Here is an 18,475-nt window from a genome sequence, read left to right on the forward strand (position 1 = left end):
TGCAGTTCTATTGTTTGTTATTTTTCGGTTTCCGCAAATCAGCCAGAATAAGGGCGGCTATAAGAATCAGCCCCATATAGCCGACTGCGGGGTAAAACCAGTTGACAAGTTTCGTGAATCCGACAAAACTCAAGCCGAAGGCGATGACTCCAGCGACCGTGACAAAGATTCTGAAACGCGGGGTCCCGATGCCAGCAAAACGCGCGGAGAAAGATAGAAGCATACTAACAGCAGTGTTGTAGATCATCAGAAAAATGACAAGCGCCATAATCAGGCCGACTACCGGCGAAAGATTGTCCGCTATTCTCAGCATTGGCAAGTCCGCTCCGCCGACCACATCCACTTTAGCGAAAATAGCTACAGAACTCAAGAAAAGCAAAAAGCCGAATCCTAGGCCTCCGATAAGGCCTCCGCGTCTTGCAACTTTAACATTTTTTTCAGCTCCGCCCATGACAAGCGCCATGGAAGTACAGAGTGCAATGGACAGAGAAACGTAATTAAGGGCGGACAAAAACCAGTTCGGCGCTGCAGACAATTGGGATTTAGCGATCGGTTCAAGCGCCGCAAAGCTTAAATCCTTTGTTGCAATGCTGTAGATAACAATACTAATGATCATCAATATCAAAAAAGGCGTGATGCTGCCAATAATCATGATTACTTTTTTCACATTCATCATGATTGTGATAATAACCAAAATTGTCAGAAGCGCACGTCCGAAAGCTCCTGGCAAGCCAAACTGCTGGGAGAAAATCGATCCCGCACCGGCAATCATGACAACCAGGACTCCAAACAATGTTAAGATCAAAGTATAATCGATTATTTTCCCGATGACTTTTCCGCTGATTGAGTAAACAACGTCTTCATGAGAAACCGTCTGCATACGGCTTCCTAGTCCGGTCAACACCATCCCCAGATAACCGAACAACAGCATCGCCAGCAAAGCTCCGCCCATTCCCCAGTATCCAAAGCTGGTAAAATATTGTAAAACTTCCTGTCCTGAAGCAAAACCTGCTCCAACAACAATCCCTATAAAAGCACTTCCCATTTTTAGACTTCTGTTCATTTTTCCCTCCATTCTTGATGTTCCAGCAACAAAACAAAACAATTCTTTCAAAAAATCTCATTACAGCCCTCATATAAGGGTAACATACTCGCCTGTTACTACAACCTGACATCCCTAATGTCCCGGCTATACACAAGCAGAAAAAGATTTTCATGAATGGAATTGGACGAAAAAAAAGCCTGAAAGATGGGTCAGTTTTCCATACTCTACCTTCTACAAGGAGTATTTTACCCTTTCAAAAAAGGGACAGTTTGCCCTTTCACTTTAAACCTTCTGCATGCCTTCATTCAGCAATAGCTGCAGAAAAAACCTCTTTCTGCAATTATTAGCGGGAAGCTGTTCCCGCTTCCATGCCGCTTGCCTGTCAATGTTCCAGTTGTTCAAATGTTGCAGCCACCACTCGCGCCAGTATTTCAACACCGGTTATTAAGCTGCCTTTATTGAAAGCCATTTTCGGATGATGCAGGCCCGGAGACAAATCACACCCAAGCCCAAGCATCGTCGCTTTAACGGTCGGACGTTTCAATGTGTAATAATGAAAATCCTCTCCTCCTGGCGTTACGACAGGTGCCGCCAAAAATTCCCCGCCGACCGTTTCCTTTATGGCAGAGGCCATCAACTCCACTGCTGTTTCATCCACTTGTGCAGCCGCAATTTCCGCGGTCACTTCCAAGGTGATTTGAACACCAGCCAATCCAGCCACCGATTCTGCCGCTTTTTGCACTTGAACCATCAGCTTTTCAATCACTTCGTTGGTCTGAGCCCGTACGTCAATGCTGAAAACGCCTGTCCCTGGAATGATGTTCGCAGATTCCCCTCCTGCTTGAAACATTGTCATTTTCGCCGAATGGGGAACCATCGGGTCAACATGGATCGACCTGATTGCATGAACAAGAAGCGCCATTACTTCAATGGCATTCTGTCCTTGATGCGGCCTTGCTCCATGGGCATCTGTCCCTTGGATCACGCCTTTCAACATGCGAGCTGCCCCGTTCATGATAGCGGGAGTGGAGTATCCATGGCCGATTTCCTGAATCGGGCGAAGGTGTACGCCGTATAAAAAGTCGATATCATCGACAACCCCTTTTTCGATGAATGACAAAGCCCCGTTCCCTTTTTCTTCCGCTGGCTGAAACAACACTTTCAATCGCCCCGACTTCGGCTCACCGATTTTCTTCAACACAAGCACCGCACCGACCACCATCGCCATATGCGCATCATGGCCGCAGGAATGATTTGCCTGGAAAGTGCCGTCCACTTCTTGCCATAAAGCATCAATATCGGTACGAAGCCCTACGCACGGTTTTCCGCTTCCAACAGTTGCTACAAGGCCTGTCGAATCGTCAAACACTTCAACAGCAAAGCCTTCCTTTTCCAACAATTCTTTAAGGTACCTAGTCGTCTCGATCTCCTGCCAGCTGATTTCTGGGTGGTTATGTAAATGTGCATACACTTCTTGAATGATCGGTTCGATTTCCTCCAACGCTGCTTTCATATTTTCCCTCCTGCTATATGGTCGTTACCATTCATTTATCGTTCCATTTTATCACAATAATCTGAAATATATATTTACTTTTCAATTAAGAAAAAGTATATTTTATATATCAATAAGATATATATCTTATTGATATGAGAGGTGATTTTATCAGTAAAGGAAACAATACCCAATATGCCTTGCTTGGACTCTTAACAGTAGGCTGCGATACAGGATATTCCATGAAACAAAGAATTGACGGCAGCTTGAACCATTTTTGGAAAATCAGCTACGGCCAAATCTATCCGGCATTGAAGCTTCTTGTTGATCAGGGGTATGCACGAGTCAAGGATACAGCGCAGGAAGGGAAGCCGGACAAAAAAGAATACGAGATCACCCCTGAAGGAATTGAGGCGCTAAAGCGTTGGCTTGCCCAACCGATAACAGAACTTCCTGTCGAGAAAAACGAGCTGTTGTTGAAACTTTTTTTAGCCGACATCAAGATTTGGAATCGACGCTCCACCATTTGGAGAGCTATCATGAAAAACTCTGTGAACGCCATGATACGTATGAAGCGATCAAAGAGATGATTTCCACCCGGCTGGCAGACGAACAAGACGCTCCGTTTTGGCTGATCACTCTGGATTATGGTTTGCGCACTACTCGAGCGGCAATTGACTGGTGTGACGAGACAAAGGAACTTTTACTTCAAAGGGAGGGCTGACGATGGGCACTCAAGTATTTCCGGGCAGACATACGGTTGAAACCCATGAAGGCTTTGTTGTATTTATCATCGGAACACGCATCAATAAATGGTGGGCTATCCATAAATGGTGGCCGGTATTCACCGCAATGCCGCCAATGATCAAAGAACTGTACGGCAACAAGAATTTAGGCTGCTTGTCCATGGAAAATTTTTTCGGATTGCGCACCACTCTTATGGTCCAATATTGGAGGTCAGAAGAAGATCTGTTGGCTTACGCGAAAGGGCAAGAGCATCTAACGGCCTGGAAAAATTTCAATAAAAAAGTCGGGGATAATGACGCGGTTGGCATCTATCATGAAACTTACGTTATTCGTCCAGGACAATCCGAGTCAATCTACGGCAATATGCCGGTATTCGGCCTGGCAAAGGCTTTGGGCATGCAGCCGATCAATTCCGCCACCAACTCCGCCCAAAAGCGGCTGAGAAAATACTAGCGCTTATAGGAGGACAAGGTGAAGTGATAGCCTTTCATTTACTTTTGAAAAAAGAAACAGCCATCCTCATTTTGAGGATGGCTGTTTCTTTATCCCATTTCTATAACTTCGACGGAGCCGTCTTCTCCATTATGGACAGAAATCGCATGGGTGCTTCTATACCAAATGTTTTCCCCTTGTTTTGTGAAATTGTCCGGAAAATTCGTCATCATACGGTTCAACATATCAGGATGCACTAATATGGAGGCATTTTCCCCATATTCTTTTAGCGCCGAATCGACCGATTCGATATCCGCTGTTGCCAGCAATTGGTCCTCATTCATCATTGTTTCCTCCTTTGCCCTTATGCTTTCTTATTACTAAACTACCCTGCACCCTTGAGATGAAACTAACAAATATTATTTTCACGCTTTCCCCCCGGTTGTTGACAGCACCGGAGATCTTTTTTGAAATAGCAATCGGCTAAATAAGCGAGCCGCCAAAATATTCTGCAGAAAAGCACCGTAAGTCCTCTCCTTAGATTTCCTTGTTTCCAATTGCTATACTCGTATATGTAGATTATCGATTTTAAAGGAGTGGATCTAATGCAAGATCTAAAAGGCAAAACTGCATTAATTACCGGAGCCGGCAAAGGGATCGGCCGTGCAACAGCTGTCGCTTTTGCACAAGAAGGCATCAATGTAGGACTTCTTGGAAGAACCGGGGCTAACCTTGAAGAAGTGGCAAAAGAACTTCAACAATATGGAGTCAATGTCACAATGGCTGTGGCTGATGTCGCGAACAACGATTCTGTCATTGCGGCAGTTGACCATATCAAGTCTGAACTTGGACCTATCGATATCCTGATCAACAATGCAGGAATCGGCAAGTTTGGCAAGTTCCTTGAACTTTCTCCCGAAGAGTTCAAGAACATCATCGATGTGAATTTGATGGGGCTCTATAATGTTACGCGAGCCGTCCTTCCGGAAATGATCGAACGGCAATCCGGAGACATCATCAACATTTCTTCTACGTCCGGACAAAAAGGAGCTCCTGTCACAAGCGCATACAGTGCTTCTAAATTCGGGGTTCTTGGCTTGACAGAATCTTTGATGCTCGAAGTCAGAAAGCATAACATCCGGGTCAGCGCCTTGACGCCCAGCACAGTAGTGACGGATTTGGCCTATTCCGAAAACTTGATCACCGGCAATCCGGACAACGTCATGCATCCGGAAGACTTGGCGGAAGTTATGGTGGCTCAATTGAAGCTGCACCCCCGCATCCTTATGAAATCGGCTGCTTTATGGTCGACTAATCCATAAATCCCCCTTCTTTCAAAAGACGGACCGTTCGGTAGAACAGTCCGTCTGCTGAAAAAGGAATGCTGTCACCAAAAGTCTGTTACCGGGACTTTTGGCGACAGCTTTTTTTATGGATTATTTATTTGCTGAATCTGATATATATTGGCGAAAGAGGGTAACAAATTAGAAGAGCGACTCAGCTATTTACGGCAAAGGGGGAATTTCCATGTTCGTGCCAAGCTTACTGGTAATCATCGGGTTCATGATTGTCCACATTTATACACATTATATAAAGTTTTTGAATAACCCACAAAAAAACGTCCTGTTATCTTTAGTTTCCGGTGGCTCAATCGCCTATGTTTTTCTTCATCTGGTACCTGAACTGGCCCATTACGAAGAAGTTGTGAAAAAGGCGCATTTGCCCAGTATGTTCGAACACCTTCATTATTTCGCTTATTTGCTTGCCTTGCTCGGAATCGCAATTTTTTATGGAATTGATAAACTGAACGAACAGTCCCAGCAGAAAAACGAAGATGAAAACAATCTGACACGCCCTGAAAAACGTATTTTCATCCTTCATATCACCGCCTTTGCTTTATACAACGGGCTTCTGGGGTACTTGCTTCCTTATTTGAGCGGAGATAACATTGCCGCTTATGCCGTTTACTTTATTGTGTTCTCTTTCCATTTTATCGCCAATAACCGGGTTCTCCATTTGACCCATGAAGATTTATACACAACGGCCGGCCGCTGGATCCTTGCCCTTTCCGTGTTAGCAGGCTGGCTGATCAACGAGCTGACAAATGCCAGCGAATTTACGATTGCCATCCTTTCTTCGTTTCTGACGGGCGGCATTATTTTAAACATCATGAACGATGAGCTGCCCGAACAAAAAAAGAGCAGCTTTCTTGCCTTCACGATCGGGCTTCTTGCAATCGGAGGACTTCTTCAGCTCATCATTTAAAAAAGCCGGCTCCTTCACTGTGGAGACTGAAAGATCTGGCTTTTCTTTTTAGTTTTCATACCGAAACATAAGATCCTTTTTCGGCGTCGGCAGTTGGCTTCAATAGAATCCGAGATTCTGTAATACCAAGAAACTCCAATGCCTTTGCATTGCTTTTTTCAACGTCTTCGCTGTAGATATGTTTTGAAAAACAGCCGATGCCGCTCCTTTTCGCCAGCCGGTCAAGCTGGTTTCTCATGAAGGTGGAGTTGCACAGCACAACGACTTGATCGATGTAAGGGCATAGCCATTCTTGAAGTTCTTCCCATACGTCATAAACTTCAGGCGCAAAAACAAAGGGCTGGCCATCAATCATCATTGACCGGTTATCAATCAATAATTTGATTTCTCCTTTTCGCAGCAACATGGCCAAGCTTTTGATTTTTTTCGAAATCTCCTTTACATCCTGTTCATTGAGGGGACCGGCAACACGCCAAGCAATGACTTGTTCATCCTTGTCAATATTACAAAGAAATCTATTTTCCAACGGTTTTTTCAGTTCTTTTCTTAAAATGGAGGAGCGTGGAGCAAAACTTTCGTGCTCGAATAAGTACGGCAAATCGACATCAAGAGCGTTTGCCAGTTTTTCTATATTCAGCAGCGATAGATTTTTCACGCCTCTTTCGATTGCCCCTACATAAGAGCGGTCCAGTTCTGCGCGTATCGCCAGCGATTCTTGAGTTATCCCGGCTTTTAAACGAAGTTCTTTTACCCGTTTTCCAAAATCCCTTAAAATCTCCATAAAAGCACCCCTCATTTCCGCCAAATTATATATTTCATTATAGATTGATTCTATTCTGAAAACTATAACTTTTTAGCAGCAGAAGCACCTCTCCATGAAATCCAGTGCTCAGCTTCTCATAGACATGCAGTCCGCTGACTGCATATCTTTGCTTTTTGTTGAGTTTTCGCTTCTGAAGATGGCAAAAGTTTCTGGCACACCGGATGGTGCTGGTCCGCTTGGCATTCCTTGGCACGAAGCATTCTTCCGTTTTTCTTATCTTCAACCATGTCAATATGCCTATTCCGTCGTCTATTGCATCATGTAGCAATAGGAAAAGTTCCGAATGATAAACCTCTTTTCTTTTTTATAGAAAAAACTGAAAACGCTACTCCTTCAAAGATTATGAAGGCTCCTGAATATAGCAGAACCTCTTTTAATTTTGACTCTATTTGCTCAAATGATTAAAATAAGAATATGTATTACTTTCTATGAAAATTTAACTACAAAGGAGCAGCAAAAATGGCAGAGGCAATACAAAATTCTGTAGATATTAAATCTTTCTTCGAGAAATACCAAGAAGCATTTGATGAAAAATTATTAGCTGAAGCGGTTAATGTAAAAGACCGTATCGATGAAATCCTTGCTATCGGCAATATTGATTTGGTGGCAAATGCCCATAAATTGGTTGTATATATCATTGATGGCAATGAAGAAGACTTGGGTCTGTTCGCAAAACAAGAGGGAATTGCGTGGGCGACCCATTCCATGGAGCTGTCATTCAAATTGGAATGGGTCCAGGCTATCCGCCGTACTCTATGGACATTCATCCAACAGTATAACGATGCCAAAGAAAACAGAGTGGGATTTGACTTTTTCCGCATGGAAAAGGACATCAACTCTCGCGTTGACGCATTTTTAACTACGTTTTTCATCAATTATTCTACATATAAAGATGCTTTGCTTCTTGCCCATCGTGAAATGGTGGAAAACTTATCTGTCCCGATCATCCCGATCAATACTTCCGTCTGCATTCTTCCGCTTATTGGATCAGTGGATTCGTTCCGCACATCGATTCTCGAAGAAAAAGTTTTGATGGAAATCGGCAGATCCCGCATCCAGACATTGATCATGGATTTGTCTGGCATCGCTGATATGGAGCAAGAAGTGATTTACCATTTGATGAAAATTATCGATGGCACGTCAATGATGGGCTGCAGAACCGTCATTACAGGTTTGCGCGCTGAAGTTGTCCGGAAAATGATCCATCTGGACCTCTCTTTCGACCCAAAAACGCAAACGCTTGGCACTTTGCAGCAAGCCTTAAAAGAATATCTGGTGGTTTAAGAACATAAAAAAAGCGGCAGGATAACCTGCTGCTTTTTCATTTCCTTTATGCATACGTTTTTCTCGGTAAGATCTACTGGAATTTCCCGGCGCCCCTGGCGAGAAAAGCTGGCTTGACCAGGAAAATGGCCGGTTATCGGCTTTTATATCTGTCCCAAAAAGCATCGGCCATGGCTTCATAGCCTTCGCGATTTGGATGGATATCGGCTGCATTCGGCAACTTGTCTATGGCATTTTCACCGAATTCCTCATCTACTGGGACAAATTTTGCTTCCTGTTGCTCCGCAACCCCCTCCAGTATTTCATTGAGCCGATCCAGCTGATCCTCAAGTTCCGCTTTTTGGTTATCTTGAAGATGGGGAAAGGGAAAATAATAACCCAGCACATATATATCGGCAACCGGCGCTTGTTTTCTCAATTCCGCCAGCATAGTTTCCATGTTTATACGGACATCGTCGAGCTTTTCTTCCGCTTGGCTTCTATCAAAGCCCAATTCCCCGCTGGCCGGATCTACCCGCACCAAGCGAAGAAGGTCATTCGCTCCAGCGGAAATGGTGATAAGATCCGCTGTCTGCACTGTTTCTTTTGCATTTTCGGTCTCCAGCTGCTTGAGTATATCGTCAGTTGTATACCCTGGAACCGCCAGCTCTTTCGTATACTTTTCCAATTGTTCTTGGCTTTCAAGTTCTTCGGCAATCAGATCCGCATAGCCGGCATCGATTTCCGAGTATGGGGTCTGCCCTGCCGCCAAAGAATCCCCAAGAGCAACGTAATCGACTGTGGAATCGATTTCCTGCTGTCCGCATGCCGCCGTGCCAAATAGAAGGATGACCGTTAACACCGCTCTTTTCTTTATCACGCTTCCACCTCTCCACTTTCTAGGGTTCCATATTCTTTCTCCAAACAACTTTGAATAATTCATGCAATTTAGTTACAATTAAATATACATACCCAGAAAATTCAAGAAATACGCCACAACGCTATATCAGGATAGGCAGTGATACCAGGTTCTTCCTGCTTGAGGGCTAATTTGTTTTTTCCATTTTAACTTCCTTACTTTTAGACTCCGCTAACTTGAAAATTGCACAAAAGGGGGATGCCCATTGGATCCGTTAGAAATTCTTGAAAACTTGCATAAAGTCCGCCCTGCCTTCCAACCCATTATAAGTGCAGTAAAGCATGATGTTATCGGCTACGAAGTGCTTGGCCGTTATCAGTGTGAAAATGGCCAATGGACCAGTTTGGGCGATTTTTTCCATGATGGTGATGTTCCGGATGAATATAAAACCGAAGTTGATCAGCATATCTTGCATTTGGCGATCACAAAAATGCTTGAAGAAAAAAATGAAGGCTCGCTCTTCATCAACCGCAACGCCAAACAGCTGCTTATAAACAGCGGCGAAGATTTTTTGCAGACCTTAAAAGCCTACGAGAAAAAAGGCTTTGCGATGAACCGGATTGTACTGGAAATCACAGAACATGATTTTGATGAAGATTTTGGTGTACTGGAACATTTGTTGATTTATTACAAAACGTATGGGATTCAAATTGCAGTGGACCATGTCGGTGCGAAAAGCTCGAATATCGACCGCATCCGGCAGCTTAAGCCCCATATACTCAAAATCGATACGAGCATTGTTCGCCACCATAACCCGGAAGTATTTCAGGACATCATTTATTCCTTATCTGTTTTAGCTCGGCGAATCGGCGCGAAATTATCTTATGAAAATATCGAAGACAATCATCAGCTCTATTTTGCCTGGAAGCACGGCGGCCATTATTACCAAGGATTCTATTTGGCGCATCCTGATTTCGGCTTTTTGTCGACCAATTCACTGGCGGTCAATGTAGGTGAAAAAGTGAAGGCGTTTGTGCAGCTGGAAAAATCCCGCGTTGAAGGGCGTTTGGCATTTACCCTTTCCTGTGAGGAGAAAGTCAAAAAACTGTTAAATCAGTGGCAAGGGCCTGAAACGGCCGATTCTTTCATAGAAGCGGTGAAAAATTCGTTCAATGAGGAAAGCTTCCGTATATACGTATGCGACAGCAACGGACAGCAAATTTCTTCAAACTTCAGGAAACGGCTTCAGTCGTGGGAAGTGGAAAAGGACCAGCATGGTTCCCATTGGGCGTTCCGCCCATATTTCCTGGAAAATACGATGCATATGAAAACATGGAACAAAGGAATATTGTCTGATACATATTCGGATATCGAGACCGGCGAAATGGTGCGCACATTCAGCTATCCATTATCTGACCAGTATTTCTTGTTCATTGACATCAGTTATTCCTTGCTGTTGGAAAACGATTATTTGTATTTCCAGTAAGAAGACATGAAAGAGGTACAAGGGAAATCACTCGGTTTCCTCTGTACCTCTTTTATCTTTCTTCTGATCCATAGACATCTTTTTTTGAATGGAAGCCGTCCGCAATGATGGTATCTTCAATATTCGCCTTATCCACCGCCACAGGAGGCAATAAAACGGCCGGCACTTCCACCTTTCCATTGTTGATCTTTTGTTCTGTTTCTACGCTCCCGCCTTTTGCCAGGCGGACCACAAGCTCTGCAGACTCTTTGGTCAGCAATTTGATTGGCTTATATACGGTCATGGTTTGGGTGCCTTCCACAATGCTGCGTACACCAGCCAATTCTGCGTCTTGGCCGGCAACCGGAATTTCGCCCGCCAGCCCTTTTGCTTCAAGTGCCTTTATAACGCCTGCTGCCGTAGCATCGTTGGCTGCAATGACAGCGTCAATCCGGCCGCCATTCGCTTCAAGTGCATCCATCATATTCTCCTCTGCACTTGCTGGCGACCAATCTTTTGTCCATTGGTCATAAGCGACCGTAATCTTTCCGCTGTCAATAAACGGCTGCAAGACGTTGAAAACGCCCTTTTTCAATAGATGGGCATTGTTGTCCGTGTCAGCACCGCCAATATAAACATAGTTCCCTTCCGGTACCAGCCTGGTCATGGCCTTTGCCTGCAGTTCCCCCACTTTTTCATTGTCAAATGAAACATACAAATCAACATCGGCATTTTTGATCAAGCGGTCATAAGCAATAACCTTAATACCCGCTTTATGGGCTTTATGGACAATAGCTGCAATGGCTTCGGCATTATGGGGCACCACAACCAAGAGATCCACGCCTTCATCGATTAAGGTTTCCGCTTGGGAAATTTGCAAAGCGTCATCTCCACTTGCTGCCATTATTTCAATTTCCGCCCCCAACGCTTCCACTTCTTTTTTGAACAAATCCCTGTCTTTCAACCAGCGCTCTTCCAGCAGGGTATCCATGGAAAAGCCGATTTTTATCTTCTCTTCCGCCTCTCCAGCTTTTTTCACTTCAGTGGACGGTGTAGGGGAAATTTTCTGCTGAACTACTCGTTCACCTGTTCCGTCCTGCTCACATGCGGAGGCACCAAGCATCAACATCAGCAAAAACAGAGCAATTCTGCAACTGATCCAAAATCGTCCCATCGGGCTCTCCCCTTTTTTGTCAATTGTCCCCAACGGGTAAACTTTTTTTGCTTAAAAGTGTTCTCCGATACTCTTTAGGCGAAACTGCCGCTATTTTCTTGAAGACCTTGCTAAAGTAGTTGGGTTCATGATAACCGACTTCAAATGTGATTTCTTTAATGCTTTTCTCTGGGTCTCCAAGCAGTTTTTTCGCTTTTTCGATCCGGCATTCTGTCAGAAAATCAATGTAATTGACGCCCAGCTTTTCCTTGAACATTTTGCTGATATATATCGGACTGAGCTTCACTTTCTGCGCCAGTGCTTCCAATGAAATATCTTGATGGGAGTGCTCCATGATATACTGCTTGATCTGGTAAATGGTATCAGTTTCGAGATCGCCGTAATGGGCGAAATAATGCTGCTTCATGCGTTCCAGCAAACGGCTGGTTTCCTGGCGGAGCTGCCAGTAATTCTGCGCCTGAAAAGAAAACAGCGGCTTCTCTGTCTCAATGCCGATTTCATCCATAACCCTGGAGACGATCCACAGCAATTCCAGCACACGCTGCTGCGTCTGCAGGAGGTCCGCTCTTTCCGTTTCATAGCATTGAATCAAATCAAGAGCATGAAGATCGACTTGCTCCCATTCCCCGAGACGGATCTGGTCGAACAGCTCTTTTTCCCCGAGCTTTGCCAAATGCCCGCACCGAGCAGTTCCTACAGCCGGTACATCCGAATAGAATCGGTATTTCACCGGAAGGCTCGAATCCATCGTCGCAATCAAAGACTCCTGGTAAGACTGCCTAATTTGGCCAAGCGAACCGCACACGTTCCCAATTCCGATAAACCAGCCGGTTTCGCCATCCAATTTCGCAACGGATAAAATTTCGTTCGCCAAGGAAACACCTTGCGAGCGGAATGATTCCCCCGCTTCCCGGAATACGATGATAGGAAGCTGGCGGCCATACAAAGCACCGACCCATCCGCTTTTAGATTGGCGCACTTTTTCTTTGATTGCGGAATAATAGGCGCCCGAACCTTCAGCCAGCAATACGCTCATGACAAATTTTTCGTTTGTCGACTGGATATCGAGCATTTCAACCAACATATCCAAATGCACTTCATGGACATGGTCAAACAGCAATTGTGTAACAACGTCGGTCTCGACGAGTGTCAGCGCTTTTTGCAGCGCTTCTTTCTGGGACATGCTGACGGCCAATACCTTTTGTTCTTCTTCGTTCTGGTTCAGCACTTTCCCGACAGTCGCGATGATTTCACTGGCCTTGCTCGGTTTCAGCAAATAGTCCTTGACGCCAAGCTTGATCGCCTGCCTCGCGTAGTCGAACGTATCAAAAGCCGTCACCATGACGAATTTGATGGCGGGATGGTCGGCACTAATCTTTTCAACCGCCTCTAATCCGCTCATGCCGGGCATCTTAATATCCATTAAGATTAGATCCGGCTTGAATTTCCCGGCCAGCTCCACCGCAAGTTTACCGTTTTTTGATTGTTCGATGACGAGATCAGGATAGGCTTTCTGCAAAATCATCTGCAGCCCTTCACGCTCGATTTGTTCGTCATCCACAATTAGGAGTCTAGTCATTTTCGTCATTTCTCCTCTTTTTCGGTATTTTCAGTTTCACGTTCGTACCTTTCCCTTGCATACTCTGGATTTCAATTACATCTTCCAGGCCATAGAAAAGCCGGAGCCTTTTTACGACATTGCTAAAACCGATTCCTGTCGACTGCCCTTCGGTTTGCTCAGAATCGCCTCCAAGAATTTGTGCAATTTTCTCTTGCACCATTCCTTGTCCATCATCCTCGATTTCAATTGTCACCAAGTTTTCGCTGTCCAAGATGCGAAACCAAATGTTGCCTCCGTCCTCTGAAGGCTCAATTGTATGAATGACGGCGTTTTCAATAATCGGCTGCAGCGTTAATCCTGGAATTTGCACGCTTAGAGATGCTTCGTCAATTTCCATATGCAAATGCAGCCGCTCCGTGAATCTTGCTTTTTGGATTTCCATGTATTGTTTCAGAACAATCACTTCCTCATGCAGCGTCACCGGTTTGTCCAAACGTTTCAAGTTATAGCGAAGCAAGCCCGCCACACTTACAAGCAAATCGCTCGTTTCTTCCGCGCCTTCTAAATATGCTTTTTTTGACATGATGTTCAATGTATTGAACAGGAAATGGGGATTGATCTGGTTTTGCAAGCTTTTCAGCTGGCTTTCCTTCAACAACAGCTTGTTTTGTTGAAGCTCCCGTTCAAGCTGCGCTTTTTCTTGAATTTCCAAAAACAAATTGTTGATGTTGACCCGCATCCGGTCAAATGTTTCCGCAAGAAAAGAAATTTCATCGTTGGATTCGACTTTGATCGGCAGATCAAATCTGCCTTTTGCCAGCTCATTCGCTGATTGAGTCAACTTCTGGACAGGCTTGGTGATGCTTTTTGAAAACCAATAGGTCATCAACAACAGTAAAAAGGTGATAAGCAAGAGCAGCCAGATTCCAAGCCGTTTCAGTTCGTTCGATTGCTCGATAACTTGCCGGTAAAGGCGTTCATATGTTTTCAACTCGGTATCGATCAAAGTCAGCGTCGTTTCAGAAATGTAATTGGAGATGCGCGCCGCTTCGGAAAAATCATTTGTCGAGGCTTCAGTCTCCTGTTGTTTGTGATGCATAAGCGACCGGTCTGCTGTTTCTGTCAAACTGTCGATCAAATTCATGTAATTTGCCATCGCAAATTCATTGTCCTTATTTTTCAAGATGAGAATCTCGCCTTTCGCATCTTGGACATTCGCTTTGCTGGCATCTACTTGAGTTAAATTCGCCTCAGAAGGCTGAAGCAAATAATCATTCAAATCGGTTATAAGGTCTTGGCTCGCAACCGTCACTTCGTTCAAACTTAAATAACGCTGCAAAATAGCATTATACTGGTCCTGCGTTTTTTGATTGTAATAAGTCAAGGCAATCCAAATAATCGCCATGATGAACAATACAACTAAGGTAAGCGACCATATCTTCTTCTGGATTCTATTCATCGCGCTTCCTTCTCTTTCAGCATCCGGATATCGGTGAGATATCCTTCTTTATCAAAAGGAACCTCCTCATCCCTCAGCAACTTGATGATCAGCTCCGCACTGACATTGCCCATTGTTTTCGGTGATTGCCCAATTATTCCATCCAGTTTTCCTTGCTCCAGCAGCTGCAAAGAATCAGATCCGTCATCAAATGAGTAAATATAATAAGGTTCAACTTGAAAGCGCTTACTAATTTCCTGGACTATCACTCCTGTAAAATCGGCATTTACTGCAATAAAAGCTTCAGCATCCGGTTTTTGGTTCAGTACATCCTGAGTTGCAGAAATGATTTGTTCCCTTGAATCGGAGATCTCAACGTTGACAGCATGGATATCCGGATAGTCTTTTAATCCATCCTGTATGCCTTGGAGCCGCTGCTTTTGGTAATATTCCTGGTTGCTGTCACTCATTAATACGACTTCTCCAGCCGGTCCCATATCAGCCAATAGCTGCTTGGCAATCATCTGCCCGGCCAAATACTGGTCTGAGCCCACATACGTTCTTCTTAAACTTTTTTCTATCGGCACATCATTCGCCACTGTGATAATCGGGATGTTATAAAAAGAAGCTTTGATTTTTGTTAACTCATTGAACTCTTCAGAATCCATGCCTTGGACGATAATGCCATCCACTTTCGAATAAATCGCCACTTCAATTTTTTTCAAAAACTCATCTTGGTTGTTGCCGTAGCTGCCCCATACTTCCAGGCTAACGCCTTCTTTTTGCGCTTGTTCCCGGGCACCTTGGGCGACTTGATCCCAAAAAGGCGTATCCAGATTTTTGGTGATCAGAATCAAGCGATGCTGATTTACAGGTTCGATGGCATGTTCAGGCATTTCCCAATTCGACCGAAAAACTTTTCCCGCTGACTGAAAGGTAAAATAAAAAAGGACAAGACCTAAGAAACACAATAAAACTATGCCTGTTTTCCGCAAGTTGAGTGTCCCCTTTTTTGAATAATTAATTATTTTCATCATACCACATGCTTTATCTTGCACAAGACCTTATTAGCCTTTTAGTCCTATTAATCCTTCGCAGTAAATTCAGATCGGATGCCAATAAAAAAACAGAAAGACCTTTTACCGCCTTTCTGTTTCTTTCCAAGTCATCCTCTTTTTCTGCGGGTCATAACATCAAAGATTACAGCTGCAGCCAGCACGCCGCCCCGGATGATGTACTGATATGATATTCCGACACCCATCAAATTCATCCCGCTTGTCAATGATGCCATGACGATGGCGCCGATGATTGCACCTGTCACTTTCCCGACACCGCCAGCTGAAGATACGCCGCCGACATAAGCCGCTGCAATAGCATCAAGCTCAAATAAGGTGCCGGCTGTAGTGGTCGCCGACTGGAGACGGGAAGTGAACAAAATTCCCGAAAGCGCAGCGAGCATCCCCATTGAACCGAAAACGATATAAGTAATTTTTTTTACGTTGATCCCACTCAAGTGAGCGGCTTCCGGATTGCTTCCAACTGCATATATATGCCTGCCAAGAACGGTCTTCGTCGTAAGGAAGTGATAGATGACAACAACTGCCAACATGATGACAACCGTCCATGAAAAGCCGTTATATCCAGCCAATATCCAAGTGATATAAGCAATAACCGCCGAAACCAAAACCAGCTTCATGGCAAAGATCCCTTTGGAAACCACGTCAAATTGATATTTTTTCTTGTTTCGCCGGTTAGAAAACTCGCTGTAAATGTAAAGCAAAATCCCGGCCAATCCAATAATTAATGTGAGTAAGTGCAAGCCGTTCACTTCAGCGATCGACGGGATAAATCCGTTGCCAAGTGCATTGAATTTCTCATCGTTGACGATAATCGTACCGGTTCTTTCCGTTACTCTGAGAAGCGCCCCTCTAAAGATAAGCATGGCTGCCAATGTGGCAACAAATGCCGGAATGCCGATTTGAGCGATCAAAAATCCATTGAATAAGCCTGCAAATATCCCGAAAACGAGAATGACAGGAATTGTGATGTACACGGATACACCCATTTGCGTAAGAAAAATTGCTGCGATTGCGCCAAGAAATCCAGCCGCAAAACCGACGGACAAGTCAATATGGCGGATGACAATGACGAGGGTCATCCCGACAGCCAGCACCGCAATATATCCTGCAGAATCCAACAAATTGCTGATGTTCCGCGAAGACATGAACAAACCATCTGTTAAAATCGAGAATGTCAGCAAAATGACGAACAATGCAATATACATTCCATAATCCCGTATATTTTCTTTTATTAAAAACTTTGCCTCATTGAAAAATGTCACCGAAATCCCCCCTATTGCGTAGCAAGATGCATAATCTTTTCCTGGCTGGCCTCTTCAATTGCCAGCTCTCCTTTAATTTCACCTTCACCCATCACATAAATGCGGTCGCTCATTCCAAGCACTTCTCCAAGCTCGGAAGAAATCATGATGATGCTCAAACCTTCACTGATCAGCTTGTTCATAATCGTGTATATTTCAAATTTCGCGCCTACATCGATGCCTCGCGTCGGCTCATCAAGAATCAGCAGTCTCGGCCCGACGAACAGCCACTTGCCGATTGATACTTTTTGCTGGTTTCCGCCACTTAAATTGCCGACATTCTGTTCGAGCGAAGAGGCTTTGATGTTGATCGATTTTCTATACTCACCAGCCACTTTGATTTCTTCGTTGTCGTTAATAATGCCGTTCGAAGAAATACCTTTCAAGTTTGCGACCGTCACATTGTTTTTAATGTCTTGAAGCAAGAATAGGCCATTGCCTTTCCGGTCTTCCGTCACATATGCAATTCCCGCTTTGATGGCGTCTCTGGTATGCGGCAGTTTTTTTTCTTTGCCGTTCCACAACAGTTCTCCGCTCAGCTTGTAATTTTTCGGATTCCCGAAAATACTTAAAGCAAGTTCTGTTCGGCCTGATCCCATCAGTCCTGCGATACCGACAATTTCTCCTTTCTTGATATGGAAATTGACGTTTTTCGCGACATACCGACCTAATTCGACATCATAAGCATTCCAGTTGAATAATTGCAGAAGATCGTCCCCGATTTTTTTATTGAGCCGTTTTGGATAGATATCTTCGATTTCCCGCCCCACCATGTTTTTGATGATGACGCTCTCGGAAATCGGTTCCTCGGCTGCGTCCAATGTACAAATGGTCTTTCCGTCCCTCAACACTGTCGCTTTATCTGCAATTGAAATAACTTCTTTTAACTTATGCGAAATCATAATGCAAGTGATGCCTTGCTGTTTCAAGTCCTTCAACAAGTTCAATAAGTTTTCGCTGTCATCTTCGTTAAGGGCTGCAGTCGGCTCGTCCAAAATAAGCAGCTTCACGTCCTTGCTGAGCGCTTTGGCAATCTCAACCAGCTGCTGTTTGCCGACGCTCAAATCTTTGACCAAGGTTTCCGGATTGACCTTCAACTTCACTTTTTGCAGCAATTTTTTTGCTTGTACGATAGTTTCGTTCCAATCGACAAAAGAGCCGCGTTTTACTTCATTGCCGGCAAAGATGTTTTCATAGACAGTCAAATCCGGAAATAATGCGAGTTCCTGATGAATAATAACAATGCCTGCCCCGACGCTGTCGTTTATTGTGTTGAACTCTTGCGCCTTTCCTTCATAGATAATATCGCCTTGGTATGCACCATGAGGATAGACGCCGCTCAATACTTTCATCAACGTAGACTTTCCAGCCCCATTCTCACCGATCAAACAGTGAATTTCACCTTTTTCCACCTTGAAATTCACATCGCTGAGCGCTTTGACACCTGTAAATTCTTTGGAGATTCCTTTCATCTCCAAAATATATCCGCTCATCAAATTCCCTCCTTTAAGCAAACCGCCACAGCAATAGC

General features: G+C 44.4%; 18 protein-coding genes. 7 read left to right on the forward strand and 11 right to left on the reverse strand.

What is annotated here, in order from left to right; translation table 11 throughout:
- Positions 1-7 precede the first annotated feature (7 nt).
- Both FQV30_RS12395 and FQV30_RS12400 read right to left on the reverse strand, forming a co-directional pair.
- Positions 8-1,063: a YkvI family membrane protein gene (locus FQV30_RS12395; protein WP_146500472.1), complete on the reverse strand. Its 1,056-nt coding sequence runs from the start codon at positions 1,061-1,063 to the stop codon at positions 8-10.
- A 364-nt stretch (positions 1,064-1,427) separates the two neighbouring features.
- Positions 1,428-2,558, reverse strand: coding sequence for a M20 peptidase aminoacylase family protein (locus FQV30_RS12400; protein ID WP_146500473.1), 1,131 nt, complete (start codon positions 2,556-2,558; stop codon positions 1,428-1,430).
- Between the two features lie 221 nt (positions 2,559-2,779).
- Here FQV30_RS12400 and FQV30_RS18365 point away from each other — a divergent pair, with 221 nt between their 5' ends.
- Genes FQV30_RS18365 through FQV30_RS12410 form a run of 3 tightly spaced genes read left to right on the forward strand, consistent with a single transcriptional unit; the run spans position 2,780 to position 3,737 of the window.
- On the forward strand, positions 2,780-3,127 hold the full coding sequence (locus FQV30_RS18365; RefSeq protein WP_370512396.1) for a PadR family transcriptional regulator: 348 nt from the start codon (positions 2,780-2,782) through the stop codon (positions 3,125-3,127).
- Complete coding sequence (locus FQV30_RS18370; RefSeq protein WP_370512397.1) at positions 3,064-3,261, forward strand: virulence activator alpha C-terminal domain-containing protein; 198 nt, start codon at positions 3,064-3,066, stop codon at positions 3,259-3,261. Before FQV30_RS18365 ends, FQV30_RS18370 begins: the two co-directional genes overlap by 64 nt.
- Positions 3,262-3,263: 2 nt before the next feature.
- Positions 3,264-3,737, forward strand: coding sequence for a DUF4188 domain-containing protein (locus FQV30_RS12410; RefSeq protein ID WP_146500474.1), 474 nt, complete (start codon positions 3,264-3,266; stop codon positions 3,735-3,737).
- Positions 3,738-3,826: 89 nt separating this feature from the next.
- Here the strand turns inward: FQV30_RS12410 and FQV30_RS12415 are convergent, their stop codons facing one another.
- Positions 3,827-4,060 (reverse strand): hypothetical protein, encoded by a 234-nt coding sequence (locus FQV30_RS12415; RefSeq protein ID WP_146500475.1) that lies wholly within the window; start codon positions 4,058-4,060, stop codon positions 3,827-3,829.
- Positions 4,061-4,321: 261 nt separating this feature from the next.
- On the opposite strand from FQV30_RS12415, the gene FQV30_RS12420 reads away from it, so the two are divergent.
- Positions 4,322-5,038, forward strand: coding sequence for a 3-ketoacyl-ACP reductase (locus FQV30_RS12420; protein WP_146500476.1), 717 nt, complete (start codon positions 4,322-4,324; stop codon positions 5,036-5,038).
- A gap of 205 nt (positions 5,039-5,243) precedes the next feature.
- Positions 5,244-5,981: a hypothetical protein gene (locus tag FQV30_RS12425; protein ID WP_146500477.1), complete on the forward strand. Its 738-nt coding sequence runs from the start codon at positions 5,244-5,246 to the stop codon at positions 5,979-5,981.
- A gap of 55 nt (positions 5,982-6,036) precedes the next feature.
- Here the strand turns inward: FQV30_RS12425 and FQV30_RS12430 are convergent, their stop codons facing one another.
- Positions 6,037-6,762, reverse strand: coding sequence for a helix-turn-helix domain-containing protein (locus FQV30_RS12430; RefSeq protein ID WP_146500478.1), 726 nt, complete (start codon positions 6,760-6,762; stop codon positions 6,037-6,039).
- Between the two features lie 501 nt (positions 6,763-7,263).
- Here FQV30_RS12430 and FQV30_RS12435 point away from each other — a divergent pair.
- Positions 7,264-8,088, forward strand: a complete 825-nt coding sequence (locus FQV30_RS12435) for an STAS domain-containing protein (RefSeq protein ID WP_146500479.1) — start codon at positions 7,264-7,266, stop codon at positions 8,086-8,088.
- 133 nt (positions 8,089-8,221) lie between these two features.
- Here FQV30_RS12435 and FQV30_RS12440 read toward each other — a convergent pair whose 3' ends face one another.
- Positions 8,222-8,947, reverse strand: a complete 726-nt coding sequence (locus FQV30_RS12440; protein ID WP_186725643.1) for an SGNH/GDSL hydrolase family protein — start codon at positions 8,945-8,947, stop codon at positions 8,222-8,224.
- Between the two features lie 244 nt (positions 8,948-9,191).
- On the opposite strand from FQV30_RS12440, the gene FQV30_RS12445 reads away from it, so the two are divergent.
- Entirely contained in the window at positions 9,192-10,412 is a 1,221-nt protein-coding gene (locus FQV30_RS12445; protein ID WP_146500481.1) for an EAL domain-containing protein, read from the forward strand.
- 52 nt (positions 10,413-10,464) lie between these two features.
- On the opposite strand, the gene xylF is transcribed toward FQV30_RS12445, so the two are convergent.
- From xylF to FQV30_RS12475, 6 genes are all read right to left on the reverse strand, one after another.
- A complete protein-coding gene (gene xylF, locus FQV30_RS12450; RefSeq protein WP_146500482.1) occupies positions 10,465-11,565 on the reverse strand; it encodes a D-xylose ABC transporter substrate-binding protein in 1,101 nt (366 codons plus the stop codon).
- A gap of 19 nt (positions 11,566-11,584) precedes the next feature.
- Complete coding sequence (locus tag FQV30_RS12455; protein WP_146500483.1) at positions 11,585-13,144, reverse strand: response regulator; 1,560 nt, start codon at positions 13,142-13,144, stop codon at positions 11,585-11,587.
- Complete coding sequence (locus FQV30_RS12460) at positions 13,137-14,585, reverse strand: sensor histidine kinase (RefSeq protein WP_146500484.1); 1,449 nt, start codon at positions 14,583-14,585, stop codon at positions 13,137-13,139. Before FQV30_RS12460 ends, FQV30_RS12455 begins: the two co-directional genes overlap by 8 nt.
- A complete protein-coding gene (locus tag FQV30_RS12465; RefSeq protein ID WP_146500485.1) occupies positions 14,582-15,559 on the reverse strand; it encodes a substrate-binding domain-containing protein in 978 nt (325 codons plus the stop codon). Before FQV30_RS12465 ends, FQV30_RS12460 begins: the two co-directional genes overlap by 4 nt.
- Before the next feature lie 170 nt (positions 15,560-15,729).
- Positions 15,730-16,905, reverse strand: coding sequence for a sugar ABC transporter permease (locus FQV30_RS12470; RefSeq protein ID WP_146500486.1), 1,176 nt, complete (start codon positions 16,903-16,905; stop codon positions 15,730-15,732).
- An 11-nt stretch (positions 16,906-16,916) separates the two neighbouring features.
- Entirely contained in the window at positions 16,917-18,437 is a 1,521-nt protein-coding gene (locus tag FQV30_RS12475) for a sugar ABC transporter ATP-binding protein (RefSeq protein ID WP_146500487.1), read from the reverse strand.
- Between the last annotated feature and the right edge of the window lie 38 nt (positions 18,438-18,475).

The sequence above is a fragment of the Planomicrobium sp. CPCC 101110 genome (assembly GCF_007859395.1).
In the GTDB taxonomy this organism is placed as follows: Bacteria; Bacillota; Bacilli; order Bacillales_A; family Planococcaceae; genus Planococcus.